Genomic DNA, 16,042 nt, shown 5'->3' on the forward strand with positions numbered 1-16,042 from the left:
AGCGTGAGCAACCAGTGAGCAACCGATCACCGACCCAGCACGGAGCCTCGCGATGAATCCGGCATTTTCCGTAGTGTTCTTGACGACGTTGAGCGGCGCCGCGCAAGGCTTGCTGATTGCGCTCGTCGGTGTGGAGAGCGCGGCGCGGCTCGGCTTCGTTACGCCGCCCACGGCTGCGTTTTATGTGGTGGGTGCCGTGCTCGCGCTGGTGCTCGGCGGGCTTGGCCTGATCGCGTCGTTTTTCCATCTCGGCCATCCGGAACGCGCATGGCGCGCGATCGCGATGTGGCGGACTTCGTGGCTGTCGCGCGAATGTCTGTGCCTGCCCGCGTTTCTTGCCTGCACGTTCCTGTACGGCATCGCGCATTGGTTCGGCTCGCCGTGGTCGCTCGCGCTCGGCTGGCTCGGCATCCTGGCGAGCGCCGCGCTGTTCGTCTGTACCGCAATGATCTATGCGTGCCTGCGCTTTTTGCAGGAATGGGCGACGCCGCTGACGCTCGTGAACTTCGTGCTGCTCGGCTGCGCGTCGGGCTTCACGCTGGCGACCGCACTGAGTGCGTGGCTGGTCCCGGCGCTGACCGGAGGACTCGCGATCTGCGCCTGCGTGCTGACGCTCGCCGGTTGCGCGAGCCGTTGCGCGTCGCTCGTGCGCAATGCGCGCTTGCGGCCGAAGTCGACCGTGCAAAGCGCGACCGGTATCCGCAATCCGAAGCTCGTGCAGGTGACGCGTGGTTTCACCGCGGGCGCGTTCAATCTGCGCGAGTTCTTTCACGGCAAATCGGCGCGCACGTTGCGCGGCGTCAAGTGGGGGTTTCTCGCGGCGGCGTTCGTCGCGCCGGTCGTGTTGATCGTGCTCGGCGCGGGGCTGCAGCCTATCGGCGCATCGTTCGCGTTGCTGGCGGTGGCGTGTCTGGTGCAGTATGCGGGGCTTGTCGCCGAGCGCTGGTTTTTCTTCGCGGAAGCGAAGCATCCGCAGAACCTTTATTACGCGCGAGTGGGGTGACGTCCTGCTGGCTATCGCAGGTCCTTTCCGCGCGTGGCAGCGAGATGGACCGTCGCGGCTTTGCGGTGCGCACGGCGCAGAGCGAGCCTGTTACTCGCTGCAAAAACGGCCTCGGAATGCGAAAGCGGCGGCTCGTGACCAAGGCCACGAAGCCGCCGCTAGAACTGCCTTTAGTGCGGTTACGTCAGCGCACCGACACCCAGCGCGAGCCGATACCGTCGATGATCTGCTGCGCGTCGAAGCGGTACGCCATCAATGCGGCCAGGCCGCGCCGTCCGTCGATCGATGCCGGCGCGCTCGTGAAGCCATGTTTGGCGATCAATGCGGCTTCGATCGCATCGGCGGCGGCCTTGCCGGTTTCCAGCGCGCCCATCGCGTGCGATACGTTGTGCGCGAGACCCGCAGCCTGCGTGGCCGCGACGCCGAGCGCATGACGCGCCTGCGTCGCATCGAGCCGGTACAGGCGCGCGGCGGCCAGCACCGCGCCGACCACACCGATCGCAGAAGCCACGTTCCAGCGCGCGCGGAATTCGCTGCTGTCGACGGCGGCGAGCAGCCGCGCCGCCGCTTCGATACCGATCGCCGCGGCTTGCGCGATTTCGTCATCGGAGGCGCCGATTGCCGCGCCGATCGTCACGGCGGCGGCCAGTACCGGTGCATCGGGCGTTGCGGTGGCGGCGTCGCTGGCGAGCGCAGCGCCGAGCGTCCATGCGCGCACGCGCGCATCGCCCGACGAACTGCCTTGCGATTGCAGCAGCGCGGCCAGTTGCGAGGCGACAGCGTGATCGCCCTGCGCCAGCGCGCGCGCATCGGCCACGCGGGCGCGGACCGCATCGACCGCGACGGCGGCGGACGCGTCGAGCGGACCGCACGCGAAGGCGGTCAGCGCGTCGGAGACAGCGGAATGTTGAGCGGTTTCATGCATGGTTCTATTACTCCTGCGGCGCGCACAGCGCGAACAGCGTGTCGAGCGAAGGCGCGCTATCGATCGATTCGACGGCGGCGGCAAGTTGGGCGGTGCGTCCGTCGCCGAGCAGCGGGTCGATCAGCAGGCGCATTTTTTCCATCAGTTCGGCGTCCGTGAGCGGCCGCGCGAGGCTGCCGCGCGCATGTTCGACGTGATGTTCGAGTGTTGAGCCGTCCTTCAGCGTCACGCTGATGAACACCTCGTCGCGATTGACCGTTGCATCCGGCACGAGCCTGGTCAGCGCGCGAAGCTGGCGCACATCGTCCTGCACCACGCGCGCGTCTTCGTACTGCGCGAGTCCGACACGCTTGTCGCACAGCGCCGCGGCCACGCCGTGGATCGCGCTGAAGCGTGCCTGCAGGCCGTCTTTCGGTTGCGGATTGCCCATCAGTTCAGGCACCAGCGGGTGGCAGCGCAGCGCAATCGATTCGATCGCCGCGACATCGGTGACGCGCGGCGCGATCGCAAGGCCCGCGTCGATCGCCGGATGCGCGACGATACCGCACGGGTACGGCTTGTACGTGTTGAACAGCAATTCCCAGCGCTCGCCCATCGCGCCGTTCATCTGCTCGAAGTCGACGCGCGTGGACATCGAATGCGAATAGCCGCCTTGCGCTTCGAAGATATCGGCGGCGGCCTGCTGACCCGCGAGCGCGAGACGCGCGGCCGCAATGCCGTTCGATGCCGCCTTGCCCGGGTGATACGGCTTGGTCATCGTGCCGAACGCTTCGCGCTGGCCGACGAACATCGATGCCGCGATCGCCACCGTTTGTGCGAGTTGCGCTTCGTTCAGACCGAGCAGCAGCGCGGCGGTCGTCGCGCAGCCGATCACGCCGCAGGTGCCGGTGATGTGCCAGCCGCGGTCGTAGTGTTCCGGCGAGATCGACACGCCCACGCGCAATTGCGCTTCGCAGCCGAGCGCGAAAGCGCTGAGTGCCGCGTGGCCCGACGGTTTCGTTTCGGGCGCGAGCGCCGTGATGACCGCGAGAATCGATGCGGCCGGATGGATCACCGTGGCCAGATGCGTGTCGTCGAAATCGTCGAGATGGCCGGCGAAGCCGGTAGCGAGCGCGGAAAAATGCACGTCCACGCGTTCGGCGCGGCCCGGCACCGGCGCGAGTGCCGCGACGCCGAGTTCTTGCGCGGCGGCGAGAATCGCGTCCACGCCCGGGTGACGCGACGCACCGATCGACGTGCCGATCACATTGATGAACGAACGTTGCGCTTCCCGCGCAACGTTTTCGGGCAGCGGACGCTGCGCGAGGGCATACAGGCCGTGCGCGAAGGCGGCGGCAATCGAACTCATTGAGACAACTCCTCAAGGCGAACGCCGTTGGTGCGCGGCCCAAGCACACCCACCATAACGACGATAACCAGCATCGCTGACGAAATCAGCATGAACACGGCAGGCACGCCCGAATACTTGAGCAGTGCCGCCACCCAGAAGCCGACGAAGATCGAACTCACGCGGCTCCAGCTAAACACAAAACCGACCGCCCGTGCACGGATACGCGTCGGATACAGCTCGGCCTGATAGGTATGGAAAATACCGATCAGCCAGTTGTTGGCGATCGTCACGGCTGCGCCGCACAGCAGAATCGGCAGCGGCTCGCGCGCTGCGCCGAACAGCAAGCCCGCCACCGCGACGACCAGCGCGCAGCCCACCAGCTGCCATTTGCGCTGCACGCGCTCCGCGAAATACATCGCGCCGATCGCGCCGAGCGGCGTCGTGAACGCGATGACCATCGTATAGAGCAGCGAATGCGTGAGCGTGATGCCTTTCGTGTACAGCAGTACCGGCACCCACGCACCGAAGCCATAGACGCCGAAGGTCTGAAAGAAGTTGAAGCACGACAGCATGATCGTGCGCGACAGATAGCGGCCTTGCCACATTTCGAACCACGAGCCCGAGCCTTCGCCGGCGGCGCGCGGCGTGCCCAGCGCGGGCGCGGCGAGCGGCTGGCCGGTCTCGGCAATCACACGCCGCTCGATCTCGTCGACGATCGCGCGCGCCTCCGCATCACGGCCTTTGCTTTCGAGCCAGCGCGGCGATTCAGGCAGCCCGCGGCGCATGAACCAGATCAGCACGGCGCCCGCCGAGCCGATGATCATCACCCAGCGCCAGCCTTCGATACCGAAGATCGTCTGCGGCACCAGCAGATAGGACAGCACGGCGACCGTCGGCACCGACGTCAGGATCACCAGCATGCTGAAGGCCGAATAACGGCCGCGCGCATGGTTCGGTGTCAGCTCGGAGATGTAGGTGTCGACAGTGATCAGTTGCACGCCGATGCCCAAGCCCGCGACGAAACGCCAGGCGTTCATGCCGACCGGCGTAACCTGCAGCGCCGCGGCGAACGTCGCGACCGAATAGATCAGCATCGCCGCGGTGAACACCGCGCGGCGGCCGAGTCGATCGGTGAAGCCGCCCAACGCGACCGTGCCGACGAACATCCCGGCGAAGAACGAGCCGAGAAAGCTCGCGAAGCCGTTGACGTCGAACATGCTCGCCGTGGTGGCGCGGTACAGGCCGCTATGAATCAGGCCGAGCGAAATATAGGCCGCCATGAACATTTCATAAAACTCGAACCAGCCGCCGATCGCGATGCGCGCGACAAGGCCGCGGAAATAGCGCGTGGGCGGCAGCCGGTCCAGCCGGGCTGACACGGTCGGCTCGACAGCGTTTGCCGTCGCGACCTCTTTCTCCAGATACATCGACGTCTCCTGTAGTTTGTATATGTACCGCTGTAGTGTCGACACTTTGCGTAGTGTATGCCTTGAAAAGTGCTTGAATCAAGTAAACTGAACAGAAGTGGACACACTTCATTCGTCGACTCGTGTTTTGCGGTTTGGGCGGGAAGGGTGCTTGGTAGAATCGCCGCGGTGCGCGAACAGCGCTTTTCGGGCAGATCGAAGGAAGCGGAATGAAGGACAGTGACGCGGTGCCGATGGACGCCGAGGACGTGGAAGACGCAGGCAGCGAAGGGTCGCGAGTCGCGGAGATCGTGGACTGGGTGGCGCGCAGCATCATCGAGGGCCGGCTGCAGCCTGGGGCCGACCTCAATTCGGTCGAGCTTGCGCGGCGCTTCAACGTCAGCCGCACGCCGGTGCGCGAGGCGCTGTTCGTGCTGCATCGCGAACGTATGATCGACTGGTCGCCGCGGCGGCGCCCGCGCGTCGCGGCGATGAGCCTGAAGGATGCGCAGGAGATCTATCACCTGCGTGCGCTGCTCTATGCGCAGGTGTCGCTGGCTATCGTCGAGCATGCGACGCAGCAGGACATCGCATCGCTGTGGGCGCTCTATGAAACGCTGGCTCAAGCGGCCGCGCGGGGTGACGTCGATGCGTACTTCTGGGCCAATGTCGCGTTTCGCGACGAAGAGTTACGCGTGAGCCGCAATGCGATCTTCAAGGAAGTGCTGGACTCGCTGCGCATGCGCACCAACCGCATGCGGCATCTGAGCACGTCGCTGCCGGGCCGGATGCAGCGCTCGTGCACCGATCATCGACGCCTGTGCGAGGCCTATGAGGAGCGTGACGGCACGCTCGCGGCGGCGCTCAACCGGTCGATCGTGATGGGGGCGTTGAAGTCGATCGAGAGTGTGTGGCCTGCGTGATTTATGGCTGTAGCACACCCCGGTCACCGATGCGGTGACCGGGGTGTGCTACAGCCGCCGTGCTTCTTCAAGCGTCTTCAGTAAGCATCGGCGGCTGCCGCATAACCGCCGGCTTCTTCCGTCGTCGTTTCCGGTTCGCCGAGATACGGACGGTCCGGGCGAATCCAGTTGGCCGCGATCGGGCCGAGCACGAGGAACACCATCGACAGCCCGAACACCGGCTGCCATGAGTGCGTCGTGTCGACGAGCCAGCCGACCAGCGGCGGCGACACCGACGCGGCAATACCGAGCCCTGTGTTCATGATGCTGCTCGACGTCGCCGCATGATTCGGCGCGAGATCCATCGCGACCGCCCACAACGGCGCGGTCACCAGTTCGGACAGAAACAGCGCGGCAGCAAGGGAGAGCGCGGCCATCGTCGACGACACGTGCATGAACATCGGCACGAAGAACACGATCGGCGCGAGAAAACCGACCGTGATCAGCGTTTGACGCGAGCGGCGGATGTCGCCGGTTTTCTTCAGCATCAGATCGCTGAGCGAACCGCCGAGCGTCGTGCCCACCACACCGCTCAGAAAAATCCCCGAGCTGAAAATCGCGGAATGCCGGATGTTCAGGTGATAGGCCTGGGCGAAGAACGACGGCATCCAGTTCAGAAAGAACCACAGAATCCAGCCGTGGCAAAAGCTCACGACGGTGGCGGGCCACAGTGCCCGCAGCAACGGCCGCCAGCGCATCGGTATGCGTGCCTTGCCGGCCTTGACGGGCAGGCGGGCGATTTCCTCAGGCGTGATGCGCGGATGATCGGTTGGATTGTCGCGGTAGTACCAGAGCCACAATCCGACCCACGCGAGACTCGCCGCGCCGAGCACGATAAACGCGATGTGCCATGAAAACGCGGCAATCAGGCCGGCGACGAGTAGCGGCGTCGACGCGTTGCCGAGTCTTGCGCACGCATGCGTGATGCCTTGTGAAAAGCCGCGCCGCTCCGGTTCCATCCACGCGGTCAGCGCGCGTGCCGAGGCCGGCACGATCGGACTTTCACCGAGTCCGACGACAAAGCGCGCAAGCAGCAATGTCGCGATGCCGCCAGCAAGGCCGGTCAACAGCGTGCCTACGCCCCACAGCACGCCGCACAGCGCGAGCATCTTGCGCGCGCCGAGCCGGTCGCCGATAAAGCCGCCGGGGATCATCGCCAGCGCGTAGGTCATCGCGAACGCGGAAAACACGAGCCCAAGCTGCGAATTGTTCAGATTCAGATCGCGGCGGATCGCAAGCGCCGCGGTGGAAATATTCGTCCGGTCCACGTACATCAGGAACGACATGATGCACAGGATGACCAGTACGCCTGTCGTCGCGGAAAAACGGCTCTGACCGCGGGTCGATACCATCGTGTCTCCTCCAGGCGACGACGCAACGGCAGCGGCCGTTGCGTTCGAGGTCGCGGCATTGGCGGCGCGAAGCAGATCGCGCCGGCAACGCCTAGGTCGAACAGCTCGTTATGAATAAGTAGAGTGCGAGCTGACGCGTATTACTCGAGTACTTCTCCGTGCACGCCGGCGGCGAGCGTGTCTTTCTCCCAGCGCTGCATCGGCACGACTTCCGCGACCGGGCCGTTCGGCGAACGGAATTTAACTGGCAGATGACCCGGTGCCGTCAGGATTTCACCACCGTTTTCCTTGATCTGCGCGATGAACGCGTCGAGGTCTTCCACTTCCATGCCGATGTGATGGATACACGGCGCGGGACCCGCGAAATCGGCTTCATCCGAATTGGACGACTCGTAATGGATCAGCGTCAGGTCCATGTAACCGTCGGTCAGGTGATGCGAAATATGATCGCCGTTCTTGCCTTTACGACGCACCGTGTTCACGTGCTTGTAGCCGAACACGTTTTCATAGAACGCGCGTTCCTTCTCGACGTCTTCAACCTTGAATGCAATGTGCTTGATGAAATTCGGCATGGGGTTATCTCCTCGGACGTTAGTGCGCGTCGTTGCGCAATGGAGAAGAGTCTATGCGGGCATGTCGTCACCGTCAATCGAATCATTCGAATGATTCGATTGGTCGATAGGTTAGGGTTGGTCCGCATCGCATTGCTTCGTGTCGCGTGATGTTGGGCGATGTTGGGTGATGTAGGCGGTTGTCGCGATCGCCATGGTCGCGGTAACGTATCGGGGTACCGATCCTGTATCCTTCGGGCAATTTCATTTCTTTCAGACACAGACCAGAATGCCAGGACTTCGTATTCAGGGAGAGCAGCCGCTCTATGAGATCGTCCGTGCCGGTATTCTCGAGCGCCTTCGCACCGGCCATTGGTCCGCGGGCGACAAGATTCCGACCGAGCCGCAACTGGCTCAGGAATTCGGCGTGGGCATCGGCACGATTCGCCGCGCCGTTGAAGAACTCGTGGCCGAGCGTCTGCTGATTCGTCGCGCGGGGCGCGGCACGATCGTCGCGAAGTTCGCCGACGAACACGCGTTCGACCACTACTTCAGCTTCGTCGATAGCAACGGCGAATTATTGAAAGTGACCGCGCGCCTGCTGAAGTTCGGCAAGGAACGCGCGAGTCCGGAACTCGCGTCGACGCTGAGGCTCGCGCGCGGCGCGCGCGTCGCGACCGCGGACAATCTGCGCCTCTCTGGCGATGTTCCGGTGATGCTCGATCGTTTGTGGTTTCCACTCGATGTGTTCCCCGATCTCGATGCCGACACGTTCAAGGCACGGCGCGGTTCCATCTACGGCTTTTACCAGGAGCACTTCGGGATTTCGGTGGTGCGCGTGGTGGAAGATCTGGGTGGCGCGGTCGCCGATGAAGAGGTGGCGGCCGCGCTCAATATCGAAACCGGTGCGCCGGTCCTGCGTATCGAGCGCACGGCTTATACGTTCAAGGACCAGCCCGTGGAATTTCGCGTGCGCTTCGTCGATACGAGCCGCTGTTCCTACCGGAACGTGCTCGGTTTGCAGGACTGACCGGCGCGGCGCACGCGCCGGTTCGTCTTATTGACGGAACTGCGTGAGCGCGCCGAGGGCCGGCTCGTCGAACACGGTTTCGCACCATGTGCGCGCCTGTTCGGCGAGCGTGGCGTTCCAGCCGCCGTGCAATGCGTTGTCGGTGAACTTGGCCGCGAGTTCGGCATGCGACAGCGGTTCACGCGCGCCACCGCGCATATGCGGCTGACGCACTTCCTCGACCGTGCCGTCGACGAGCGTGGCGCGCAGATGGCCGGTGAAATTGCTCGGGTACTCGTTGTCCGGATCGATCACGTAGCGGATCTTGCCGGCCAGCGCGAGCACGGCCGGATCGTGGATGCGCTCTTCGGTGAACTGGCTGAAGCCGGCTTTGCGATCGAAGAAACCCACGGCCATGCAGAACGGCGTGCTGAATTTAGCCGCATACGCGGTCGGCGGCCGATGCTTGACGGCCAGCTCTTCCCACAGACGATGCACGGTGCCTTCGCCGACTTCACAGACGATGTCGCGAATCTGCTCCGCTTGTACGCCACGTTCCGCGAGCGCGATCGCGCAGTCGATAAACGGTTGGGTCATCGTGCCGCACGCATACGGCTTGAACGCGATCGTCTCCATGATCCACGCGTTGCCGAGCGTATCGAGCACCGGCGAAAAATCAGGCGCGCGCGACGGTGCGAACGCCTTGAAGAAACCATGCTTGCCTTCGAGCACGGTGCGCGGGCCATCGAAGCCGCCGCGCGCCATCAACGCCGCGCGAATGCCGGACTGCGCCGACCAGCCGGCGTGCATGCGCTTGGTCGACGTGCCTTCGGCCAGATACTCGATGATCCCGGCCGCCATGCTGCCCGCGATGCCGAGTGCCGACGTGGCCTGCTGCGCGTTCAGCCGCAGCGCGGCCGCGACGCCGCCGGCCGCGGCGAGTGCGCCGATCACGGCGGTCGGGTGGAAGCCGGCGCTGTGAATCGCGCGCGGCGCGACGAGGCTGAGCCGGCACATCAGTTCGGTACCGACCGCGATGCCGCGCAACAGCGCATCGCCACCGAGACCTTCACGCTCGCACGCCGCGAGTACCGCGGGGACGACGACCGCGCCCGAATGCACGGGGCCGCCCTCGAAGGTGTCGTCGTAATCTTCGCCATGCGCGGCCGTGCCGTTGATCAGCGCCGCGTCGAACGCACTAAAGCTGCCCGCGTGACCGAGCGCGGTGCAGGCGGCGCCTGCATCGGTGGCTTGCAGCGTCGCGCGGATATAGTTTTCCGAGCGACCGGCGATGCACAAGCCGGTCACATCGAGCAACAGCAGACGGGCAATATCGACGGTCCGTTCGGGCAACGCCGATGCGTTCGTATCGGCAATCCAGGCACCGAGCTTCTCGGCAACGATTCCGTATCCTTCGGGTTTTGCAACGCTCATACGAGGTGACCACTCCAAGTCAGTGATGAAATGCGGACGCCGTCGTACCGCGCTTGCAAAGCCCAAGGCTTGCTAGTGCGGATCGTCGGCGAGGGTAGAGGGGGTTGTTTTGCCGGCGGGCACGCCCGCTGCCAGCGCGGCTTCTTCGGCGGCATGCGCGCTGATCGCGCGCTGGAAACCGGCCTGCACGTGCTGGCGCATCGCGAGCGCGACCGCTTCGGGGTCGCGGCTCGCGAGCGCGGCGAGAATCGCGCGGTGTTCGTTATGCGATGCCTGCGAGCTGCCGGCAATCGAAAAGCCGCGCCGCCGCAGCAGATGCATGCGGTTGACCACCTGACGGTAGAACTGCAGCATCGTCGCGTTGCCCGACAGTTCGACCAGCCGGTCATGGAACGCAATGTTCAGCGTGAAGTAATTGTTCAGCTCGCCGTGGATCGAACTGGCTTCGAGCTGGTCGAGCATCGCGTGCAGTTCCTGCAACTGCGCCTCGGTGATTTTCGATGCGAGGCGGCGACCGGCCATCTCGTCGAGTCCCGCGCGCACTTCATATAGCTCGGCGGTCTCGGCATCGGAAATCTCGCGAATATAGACGCCGCGATTCTTTTCCAGCACCACGAGACCCGCTTCCTCGAGCGCGCGAAATGCCTCGCGCACCGGACTTCGGCTGATTTTCAGATGCTCGGCGAGATCCATCTCGTTGAGCTTGGCGCCCGCCTCGAACTCGCCGGTTCGGATGCGCCGCAGGATTTCCTCCTGCACCAGACCGGATAGCGTGACGGAACGAAGCAGTTCGAGCGAAGTAGTAGGGCGGGCCATAACAGACTTATGTTTTGAAAATCAGCAGTCTACTACGTGAATCGTGCATTGAGGATTGTCGACAAAATACTATGTTCGCGATCGAGGTGCAATCAGCGTTTGCATTAATTTGCGTATTGTCGACAATATGTAGAATCGTAACCCTGTCTCAACCAGCGCGTTTTCACTCTTACTTATTGCCTACGATCCGATGAGCCAAGCCGACCGCGTCACCCAAACCCTCGCGCACTATCTCGTGAACGCGCGCGCCGACAGCCTGCCGCAAGCGGTTCGCGACCACGCTGTGCGTACCTTCGTCAACTGGATGGGATGTGCCGTCGGTGCATCGCGGCATGAGGCGGTCGAGATCGCGATCTCGGCGCTGGCGCCGTTCGGCGGCCCGCAACAGGCGACCGTGCTCGGCCGCGCGCAAAAGGTCGACGTGCTGAACGCGGCGCTCTTCAACGGCATCAGCTCGCATGTGTTCGATTTCGACGATACGCATCTGAAGACGGTGATTCATCCGGCGGGTCCGGTCGCGTCGGCGATTCTTGCGCTCGCCGAATATCGTCCGGTCAGCGGCAAGGAGTTCATTCATGCGCTCGCGCTCGGTATCGAAACCGAATGCCGGATCGGTAATGCGGTCTATCCGGACCACTACGACATCGGCTGGCACATCACCGGTACGGCGGGCGTGTTCGGCGCCGCCGCGGCAGCGGGCAAGCTGCTCGGTCTCGACGAGCAGCAGATGATCTGGGCACTCGGCCTCGCGGCCACGCAGCCGGTCGGTCTGCGCGAGATGTTCGGCACGATGACCAAGAGCTTCCATCCGGGGCGCGCCGCGCAAAATGGTTTGCTGTCCGCGTTGCTGGCGGCGCGCGGCTACACGAGTTCGGAGCAGGCGATCGAAGCCAAGCGCGGGTGGGCGAACGTGACCAGCACGCATCGCAACTACGCTGAAATCACCGAAGGCCTCGGCGAGCGTCATGAAAGCCTGCTCAATTCGTACAAGCCGTTTGCATGCGGCATCGTGATTCATCCGGCCATCGACGGCTGCATCCAGCTGCGCAACGAACATGCGCTGAAGGCGGATGCGATCGAGTCGGTGCTGCTGAAGGTGCATCCGCTGGTGCTCGAACTGACCGGCAAGCGCACGCCGCAAACCGGCCTCGACGGCAAATTCAGCGTCTATCACTCGGCGGCGGTCGCGATCATCGACGGACGGGCCGGCGAGCATCAGTACAGCGATGCCGCCGTACACGACGCCGCGACCGTGCGTCTGCGCGACAAGGTGAGCGCCGAGATCGATCCGGCGATGCCGGCCGACGCGGTGCACATCACGATCACGCTGACGAACGGCGAGCGTCTCGAGAAGCACGTCGAGCACGCGATCGGCAGCGTCGCGCGGCCGATGAACAACGACGACCTGGCCGCCAAGTTCATCGATCTCGTCGAACCGATTCTGGGCGGCGCGCAGACCGCGAAGCTGCTCGACGCGGGATGGCGGATGGAGTCGCTGGACAACGTCGCGACGCTGGTCGAGTTGACGCGCCCGGCCGACAACGCGGCATAAGCACCATAAGCACCATAAGCACCACTTGCAGTACCGACGACGCGCGCGCCGTGCAAGCGGCGCGCGACCGACGTCACCGTAAGCAGCAGGCAACGAAGCCAACGAGCGCGCCGACAGCCAACCGGCGCACCTCACCGCTCACGTTGCCGCGATAAAACAAGCCGCGATATCCCTACACGCGGCGGATGGTGGATTCAGGAGCAGACATGTCGAGTACCGCCGGTGTGGTAAGCACAGCAGCGCGCCCGTCTCGCGTTTTTATCGCGACATGGGCGGGCTGGATGCTGGACGGTTTCGACAACGCGATCTACATCTACGTGATCGTGCCCGCGCTGACGGAGTTGCTGCCGAAGAGCGGTTTCGTCGCCGATCACGCGCATATCGCGCGGATCGGCGGTCTGATGTTCAGCCTCTTCATGCTGGGCTGGGCCTGTTCGATGTTCTGGGGCTGGTGCGCGGACCGCTTCGGCCGCGTGCCGACGATGTGCGCGACGATCCTGATCTACTCGATCTTCACGGGCGCTTGTGGACTTGCGCCCGGCATCGTGTCGTTTGCGATTTTCCGTTTTCTGACGGGGTTCGGCATCGGCGGCGAATGGGCTGCCGGCGCGCCGCTGTTGCAGGAGTCCGTCCCCGAGCATTTGCGTGAGCGTCTGTCCGGCTGGCTGCACACCGGCACGCCGATCGGCTTTCTGCTCGCTTCCGTGGCCGCGCTCGTGATCCTGCCGCTCGCCGGCTGGCGCGTGCTGTTTCTGATCGGCAGCGCCCCCGCATTGCTGACGATCTGGCTGCGGCTCGGCGTGCCCGAGTCGCGCCGCTGGCAGGAACAGAAGCGCCTCAGCGGCCCGCGCGCACGCGTGCGTGACCTGTTCGCACGCGGCCAGGCGAGGACCACATGGTCGGCCGCGCTGATGATGACGTGCCTGATTTTCGGCCTGTGGTCATCGACATTCTGGATTCCGACGCTCGTCAATACCTGGCAGCGCACGGGCGGCGCGTCGGTTGCGCATGCCCAGTATCTCGGCTCGCTGAGCGGGCTGATCCTGAGTCTCGGCACGCTGGCCGGATGTGGACTGATGCCATGGATCGTGCGCTGGATTCCGCGCCGCAAGTCCGTCGCCGCCGTGTTCTTTTCCGGCGCGCTGATCTGCAATCTCGCCGCGTACCTCGGCATCGTGGTGCTGCTCAAAAGCCTGCCTCTATTTCTGCTCACGCTGCCGCTATTGGGCTTTTTCACCAGCGGCGTGTTTTCGCTGTTCACGATCTGGCTGCCTGAAATGTTTCCGACGCTACAGCGCGCGCTCGGCTCCGGCTTCGCGTTCAGTTTTGGCCGCGTGCTCGGCGCGGCGGGGCCGTCGATCGTCGGCGCGCTCGCGGCGATGTTCGGCTCGTATCCGCTCGCCATCAGCGCCGTCTCGCTGATCTATCTGGCCGGTCTGTTGTGCGTGAGCTGGGCGCCGGAAACCGCGAACCAGGCGCTGCAGACATAAAGCTACGTATTCCGGATCTATTCGCCGCGTGCTGTGCGCGTATCGCGGCAGCGCATCGGCGGTAATCGCAACCCAAGGAGAGAACCATGCAGCAACGTAACCGGCAGAGTGCTCCACGATGAAGTCGATAGCAGGCATGTTCAGGGGCACAACGGGCAGAGTTTTTCTGCTGATCTGCGCGATGTACTTCATCGAGTACATCGACCGGGTCAACCTTTCCATCGCGGCGCCGCTGCTGAAATCGGAGATGCATCTTTCGAATACGCAGCTCGGCCTCGCACTGTCCGCGTTCGGCTATTGCTACGCGATCTTCCAGGTGATCAACGGCTATCTGGGCGACCGCATCGGACCGCGCCGGATGCTGGCGATCTCGGGCGTGCTGTGGGCGCTCGGCACGCTGACGACCGGCGTGACAGGCGGCCTGATGACGTTGATCATGTCGCGCGCGCTGGTCGGTCTCGGCGAAGCCGGCACGATTCCGAACGCGACGCGGGCGATGACCAACTGGGTGCCGGTCGCGAAGCGCGGTTTCGCGCAGGGCTTTACGCACTCGTCGGCGCGTGCCGCCGCGGCCATCACGCCGCCGTTGATCGTGCTGATGATTCCGCTGCTCGGCTGGCGCGGCGCGTTTATCGCGCTCGGTTGCGTGAGCGCGGTCTGGGTGGCTGTGTGGCTGCTGTATTTCCGCGACGATCCGCGCAAGCATCCTTCGATCACCGCTGCCGAAGTCGAATCGCTGCCTGCATATGCAGGGCCGAGCCATCGCACGGCGGTGCCGTGGTCGCCGCTGATCCGGCGCATTCTGCCGGTCACGCTGGTGTTCTTCTGCCACGCATGGACGTTGTGGCTGTATCTGAGCTGGCTGCCCAGTTTCTTCGTTGGCGTGTACGGCATCGATCTGAAGAGCACCGCGCTGTTCACATCGGGCGTGTTTCTCGCGGGCGTGGTCGGCGATACGGCCGGCGGCTTGTTGACTGATGCGCTGTACCGGCGCACCGGCAATCTGAACACCGCGCGCCGCAACGTGATCATCATGGGCTTCGGCGGCTCGCTGCTGTTTCTCTCCTGCGTGCTGTTTGTGCACGACCGCACGACGATCGCGTTGTGTCTGGCCGCGGCGCTGTTTTGCCTCGAATCGACCGAAGGTCCGATCTGGGCGGTGCCGATGGACGTCGCGCCCGCCTATGCCGGTGTCGCGAGCGGCTTCATCAGCACGGCGGCGGGTATCGCGGCGGTCGTCTCGCCGATCGCATTCGGCGTGATCACCGACTGGACGGGCAGCTATCGCGTGCCATTCGTGATGTCGATTGCGCTGTTGCTGGTCGGCATCGTGCTGTCGTTCTGGATTCGCCCGGACCGGCCGCTGCAAAGCAATACGAAAACGAATCTATCAACGAACTCAATCGAGGTGCATTCATGAACGCGCAAGTCAGCGGGGTCGCTGTCGTCACCGGGGCAGCCCGCAATATCGGTCGCGAAATTGCGCTGGAACTGGCGGCGGCCGGCAATGCGGTGGTCGTCAATGCGCGTAGCTCCGCCGCCGAGGCGGCCGAGGTCGTACGCGCGATCGAAGCGGCGGGTGGGCGCGCGGTCGCGCATCTGGCCGACGTCGGCGAACCGGCCGGCGCGCAGAGTCTGATGGAAGCCGCGGTTCATCATTTCGGGCAGATCGACATTCTCGTCAACAACGCCGCCGTGCGTCGCGAAGTGCCGTTTGCGGAACTGGATTTCGCGCGCTGGCGCGAAGTGATGTCGGTGATTCTCGATGGCGCCTATCTGTGCGCGCACGCGGCATTGCCGTATCTGCGGCAATCGAAGGCCGGCGCGATCGTCAATATCGGCGGCATGTCGGCTCACTCGGGTTCGGCGGGACGCGCGCATGTGATCGCCGCGAAAGCGGGGCTCGTCGGTTTGACGCGCGCGCTCGCACACGACCTCGGCCCGGACGGCATCACCGTCAATTGCGTGGTACCCGGCCTGATCGCAACGGTGCGCGGCGGCGCGGCCGGTCATACGACACCGGCGCATCACGCGGAACGGACCACCTTGCTCGGCAGACGCGGCCAGCCCGATGAAGTCGCAAGCCTCGTGCAATTTCTGTGCGGCCCGACCGCGCGCTATCTGACCGGGCAGACCATTCACGCCAATGGCGGTGCTTTTCTAGGCTAGCCGTTGCAGCAGCGGCACGTGGACGAGGTCCGCGTGCCGCTGT

General features: G+C 64.3%; 14 protein-coding genes. 7 read left to right on the forward strand and 7 right to left on the reverse strand.

Going from position 1 to position 16,042, the window contains the following annotated elements:
* The first annotated feature begins 52 nt into the window (after positions 1-52).
* Positions 53-1,003, forward strand: a complete 951-nt coding sequence (locus tag L0U82_RS24475; protein ID WP_233835277.1) for a dimethyl sulfoxide reductase anchor subunit family protein — start codon at positions 53-55, stop codon at positions 1,001-1,003.
* A 184-nt stretch (positions 1,004-1,187) separates the two neighbouring features.
* Here L0U82_RS24475 and L0U82_RS24480 read toward each other — a convergent pair whose 3' ends face one another.
* From L0U82_RS24480 to L0U82_RS24490, 3 genes are read right to left on the reverse strand one after another with little or no spacing between them, the layout of a single operon-like run.
* On the reverse strand, positions 1,188-1,928 hold the full coding sequence (locus L0U82_RS24480; protein ID WP_233835279.1) for an MmgE/PrpD family protein: 741 nt from the start codon (positions 1,926-1,928) through the stop codon (positions 1,188-1,190).
* 7 nt (positions 1,929-1,935) lie between these two features.
* Complete coding sequence (locus L0U82_RS24485) at positions 1,936-3,276, reverse strand: MmgE/PrpD family protein (RefSeq protein WP_233835281.1); 1,341 nt, start codon at positions 3,274-3,276, stop codon at positions 1,936-1,938.
* On the reverse strand, positions 3,273-4,685 hold the full coding sequence (locus tag L0U82_RS24490) for an MFS transporter (protein ID WP_233835283.1): 1,413 nt from the start codon (positions 4,683-4,685) through the stop codon (positions 3,273-3,275). Before L0U82_RS24490 ends, L0U82_RS24485 begins: the two co-directional genes overlap by 4 nt.
* A gap of 233 nt (positions 4,686-4,918) precedes the next feature.
* On the opposite strand from L0U82_RS24490, the gene L0U82_RS24495 reads away from it, so the two are divergent.
* Positions 4,919-5,587: a GntR family transcriptional regulator gene (locus L0U82_RS24495; protein ID WP_233837476.1), complete on the forward strand. Its 669-nt coding sequence runs from the start codon at positions 4,919-4,921 to the stop codon at positions 5,585-5,587.
* 77 nt (positions 5,588-5,664) lie between these two features.
* Here the strand turns inward: L0U82_RS24495 and L0U82_RS24500 are convergent, their stop codons facing one another.
* Together L0U82_RS24500 and L0U82_RS24505 are read right to left on the reverse strand one after the other, a co-directional pair.
* Entirely contained in the window at positions 5,665-6,978 is a 1,314-nt protein-coding gene (locus L0U82_RS24500; protein ID WP_233835285.1) for an MFS transporter, read from the reverse strand.
* A 140-nt stretch (positions 6,979-7,118) separates the two neighbouring features.
* The gene (locus L0U82_RS24505; RefSeq protein ID WP_233835287.1) at positions 7,119-7,550 is read right to left on the reverse strand and encodes a VOC family protein; all 432 of its coding nucleotides are present in this window, start codon (positions 7,548-7,550) and stop codon (positions 7,119-7,121) included.
* A gap of 268 nt (positions 7,551-7,818) precedes the next feature.
* Here L0U82_RS24505 and L0U82_RS24510 point away from each other — a divergent pair, with 268 nt between their 5' ends.
* Positions 7,819-8,559, forward strand: coding sequence for a GntR family transcriptional regulator (locus L0U82_RS24510; protein WP_233835289.1), 741 nt, complete (start codon positions 7,819-7,821; stop codon positions 8,557-8,559).
* Between the two features lie 27 nt (positions 8,560-8,586).
* On the opposite strand, the gene L0U82_RS24515 is transcribed toward L0U82_RS24510, so the two are convergent.
* Both L0U82_RS24515 and L0U82_RS24520 read right to left on the reverse strand, forming a co-directional pair.
* Positions 8,587-9,972 carry an MmgE/PrpD family protein gene (locus L0U82_RS24515; RefSeq protein WP_233835291.1) on the reverse strand — a complete coding sequence of 462 codons (1,386 nt, stop codon included), beginning with the start codon at positions 9,970-9,972 and terminating at the stop codon, positions 8,587-8,589.
* Positions 9,973-10,044: 72 nt separating this feature from the next.
* A complete protein-coding gene (locus tag L0U82_RS24520) occupies positions 10,045-10,788 on the reverse strand; it encodes an FCD domain-containing protein (RefSeq protein WP_233835293.1) in 744 nt (247 codons plus the stop codon).
* A gap of 190 nt (positions 10,789-10,978) precedes the next feature.
* Here L0U82_RS24520 and L0U82_RS24525 point away from each other — a divergent pair, with 190 nt between their 5' ends.
* From L0U82_RS24525 to L0U82_RS24540, 4 genes are all read left to right on the forward strand, one after another.
* Positions 10,979-12,340, forward strand: coding sequence for an MmgE/PrpD family protein (locus L0U82_RS24525; protein WP_233835295.1), 1,362 nt, complete (start codon positions 10,979-10,981; stop codon positions 12,338-12,340).
* Between the two features lie 206 nt (positions 12,341-12,546).
* Positions 12,547-13,830 carry an MFS transporter gene (locus L0U82_RS24530; protein ID WP_233835297.1) on the forward strand — a complete coding sequence of 428 codons (1,284 nt, stop codon included), beginning with the start codon at positions 12,547-12,549 and terminating at the stop codon, positions 13,828-13,830.
* A 118-nt stretch (positions 13,831-13,948) separates the two neighbouring features.
* Positions 13,949-15,250, forward strand: coding sequence for an MFS transporter (locus tag L0U82_RS24535; protein ID WP_233835299.1), 1,302 nt, complete (start codon positions 13,949-13,951; stop codon positions 15,248-15,250).
* Positions 15,247-15,999, forward strand: a complete 753-nt coding sequence (locus tag L0U82_RS24540) for an SDR family NAD(P)-dependent oxidoreductase (RefSeq protein WP_233835301.1) — start codon at positions 15,247-15,249, stop codon at positions 15,997-15,999. The genes L0U82_RS24535 and L0U82_RS24540 overlap by 4 nt, the downstream gene beginning before the upstream one ends.
* Positions 16,000-16,042: the final 43 nt, after the last annotated feature.

Source organism: Paraburkholderia sp. ZP32-5 (assembly GCF_021390495.1).
In the GTDB taxonomy this organism is placed as follows: Bacteria; Pseudomonadota; Gammaproteobacteria; order Burkholderiales; family Burkholderiaceae; genus Paraburkholderia.

What these genes read in the sequence shown, in the direction of transcription:
- L0U82_RS24530 (WP_233835297.1), top strand. Translation starts at nt 12,547, where the DNA reads ATGTCGAGTACCGCCGGTGTGGTAAGCACAGCAGCGCGCCCGTCTCGC.
- L0U82_RS24475 (WP_233835277.1), top strand. Translation starts at nt 53, where the DNA reads ATGAATCCGGCATTTTCCGTAGTGTTCTTGACGACGTTGAGCGGCGCC.
- L0U82_RS24535 (WP_233835299.1), top strand. Translation starts at nt 13,949, where the DNA reads ATGAAGTCGATAGCAGGCATGTTCAGGGGCACAACGGGCAGAGTTTTT.
- L0U82_RS24500 (WP_233835285.1), bottom strand. Translation starts at nt 6,978, where the DNA reads ATGGTATCGACCCGCGGTCAGAGCCGTTTTTCCGCGACGACAGGCGTA.
- L0U82_RS24515 (WP_233835291.1), bottom strand. Translation starts at nt 9,972, where the DNA reads ATGAGCGTTGCAAAACCCGAAGGATACGGAATCGTTGCCGAGAAGCTC.
- L0U82_RS24505 (WP_233835287.1), bottom strand. Translation starts at nt 7,550, where the DNA reads ATGCCGAATTTCATCAAGCACATTGCATTCAAGGTTGAAGACGTCGAG.
- L0U82_RS24490 (WP_233835283.1), bottom strand. Translation starts at nt 4,685, where the DNA reads ATGTATCTGGAGAAAGAGGTCGCGACGGCAAACGCTGTCGAGCCGACC.
- L0U82_RS24525 (WP_233835295.1), top strand. Translation starts at nt 10,979, where the DNA reads ATGAGCCAAGCCGACCGCGTCACCCAAACCCTCGCGCACTATCTCGTG.
- L0U82_RS24510 (WP_233835289.1), top strand. Translation starts at nt 7,819, where the DNA reads ATGCCAGGACTTCGTATTCAGGGAGAGCAGCCGCTCTATGAGATCGTC.
- L0U82_RS24495 (WP_233837476.1), top strand. Translation starts at nt 4,919, where the DNA reads ATGGACGCCGAGGACGTGGAAGACGCAGGCAGCGAAGGGTCGCGAGTC.
- L0U82_RS24540 (WP_233835301.1), top strand. Translation starts at nt 15,247, where the DNA reads ATGAACGCGCAAGTCAGCGGGGTCGCTGTCGTCACCGGGGCAGCCCGC.
- L0U82_RS24480 (WP_233835279.1), bottom strand. Translation starts at nt 1,928, where the DNA reads ATGCATGAAACCGCTCAACATTCCGCTGTCTCCGACGCGCTGACCGCC.
- L0U82_RS24485 (WP_233835281.1), bottom strand. Translation starts at nt 3,276, where the DNA reads ATGAGTTCGATTGCCGCCGCCTTCGCGCACGGCCTGTATGCCCTCGCG.
- L0U82_RS24520 (WP_233835293.1), bottom strand. Translation starts at nt 10,788, where the DNA reads ATGGCCCGCCCTACTACTTCGCTCGAACTGCTTCGTTCCGTCACGCTA.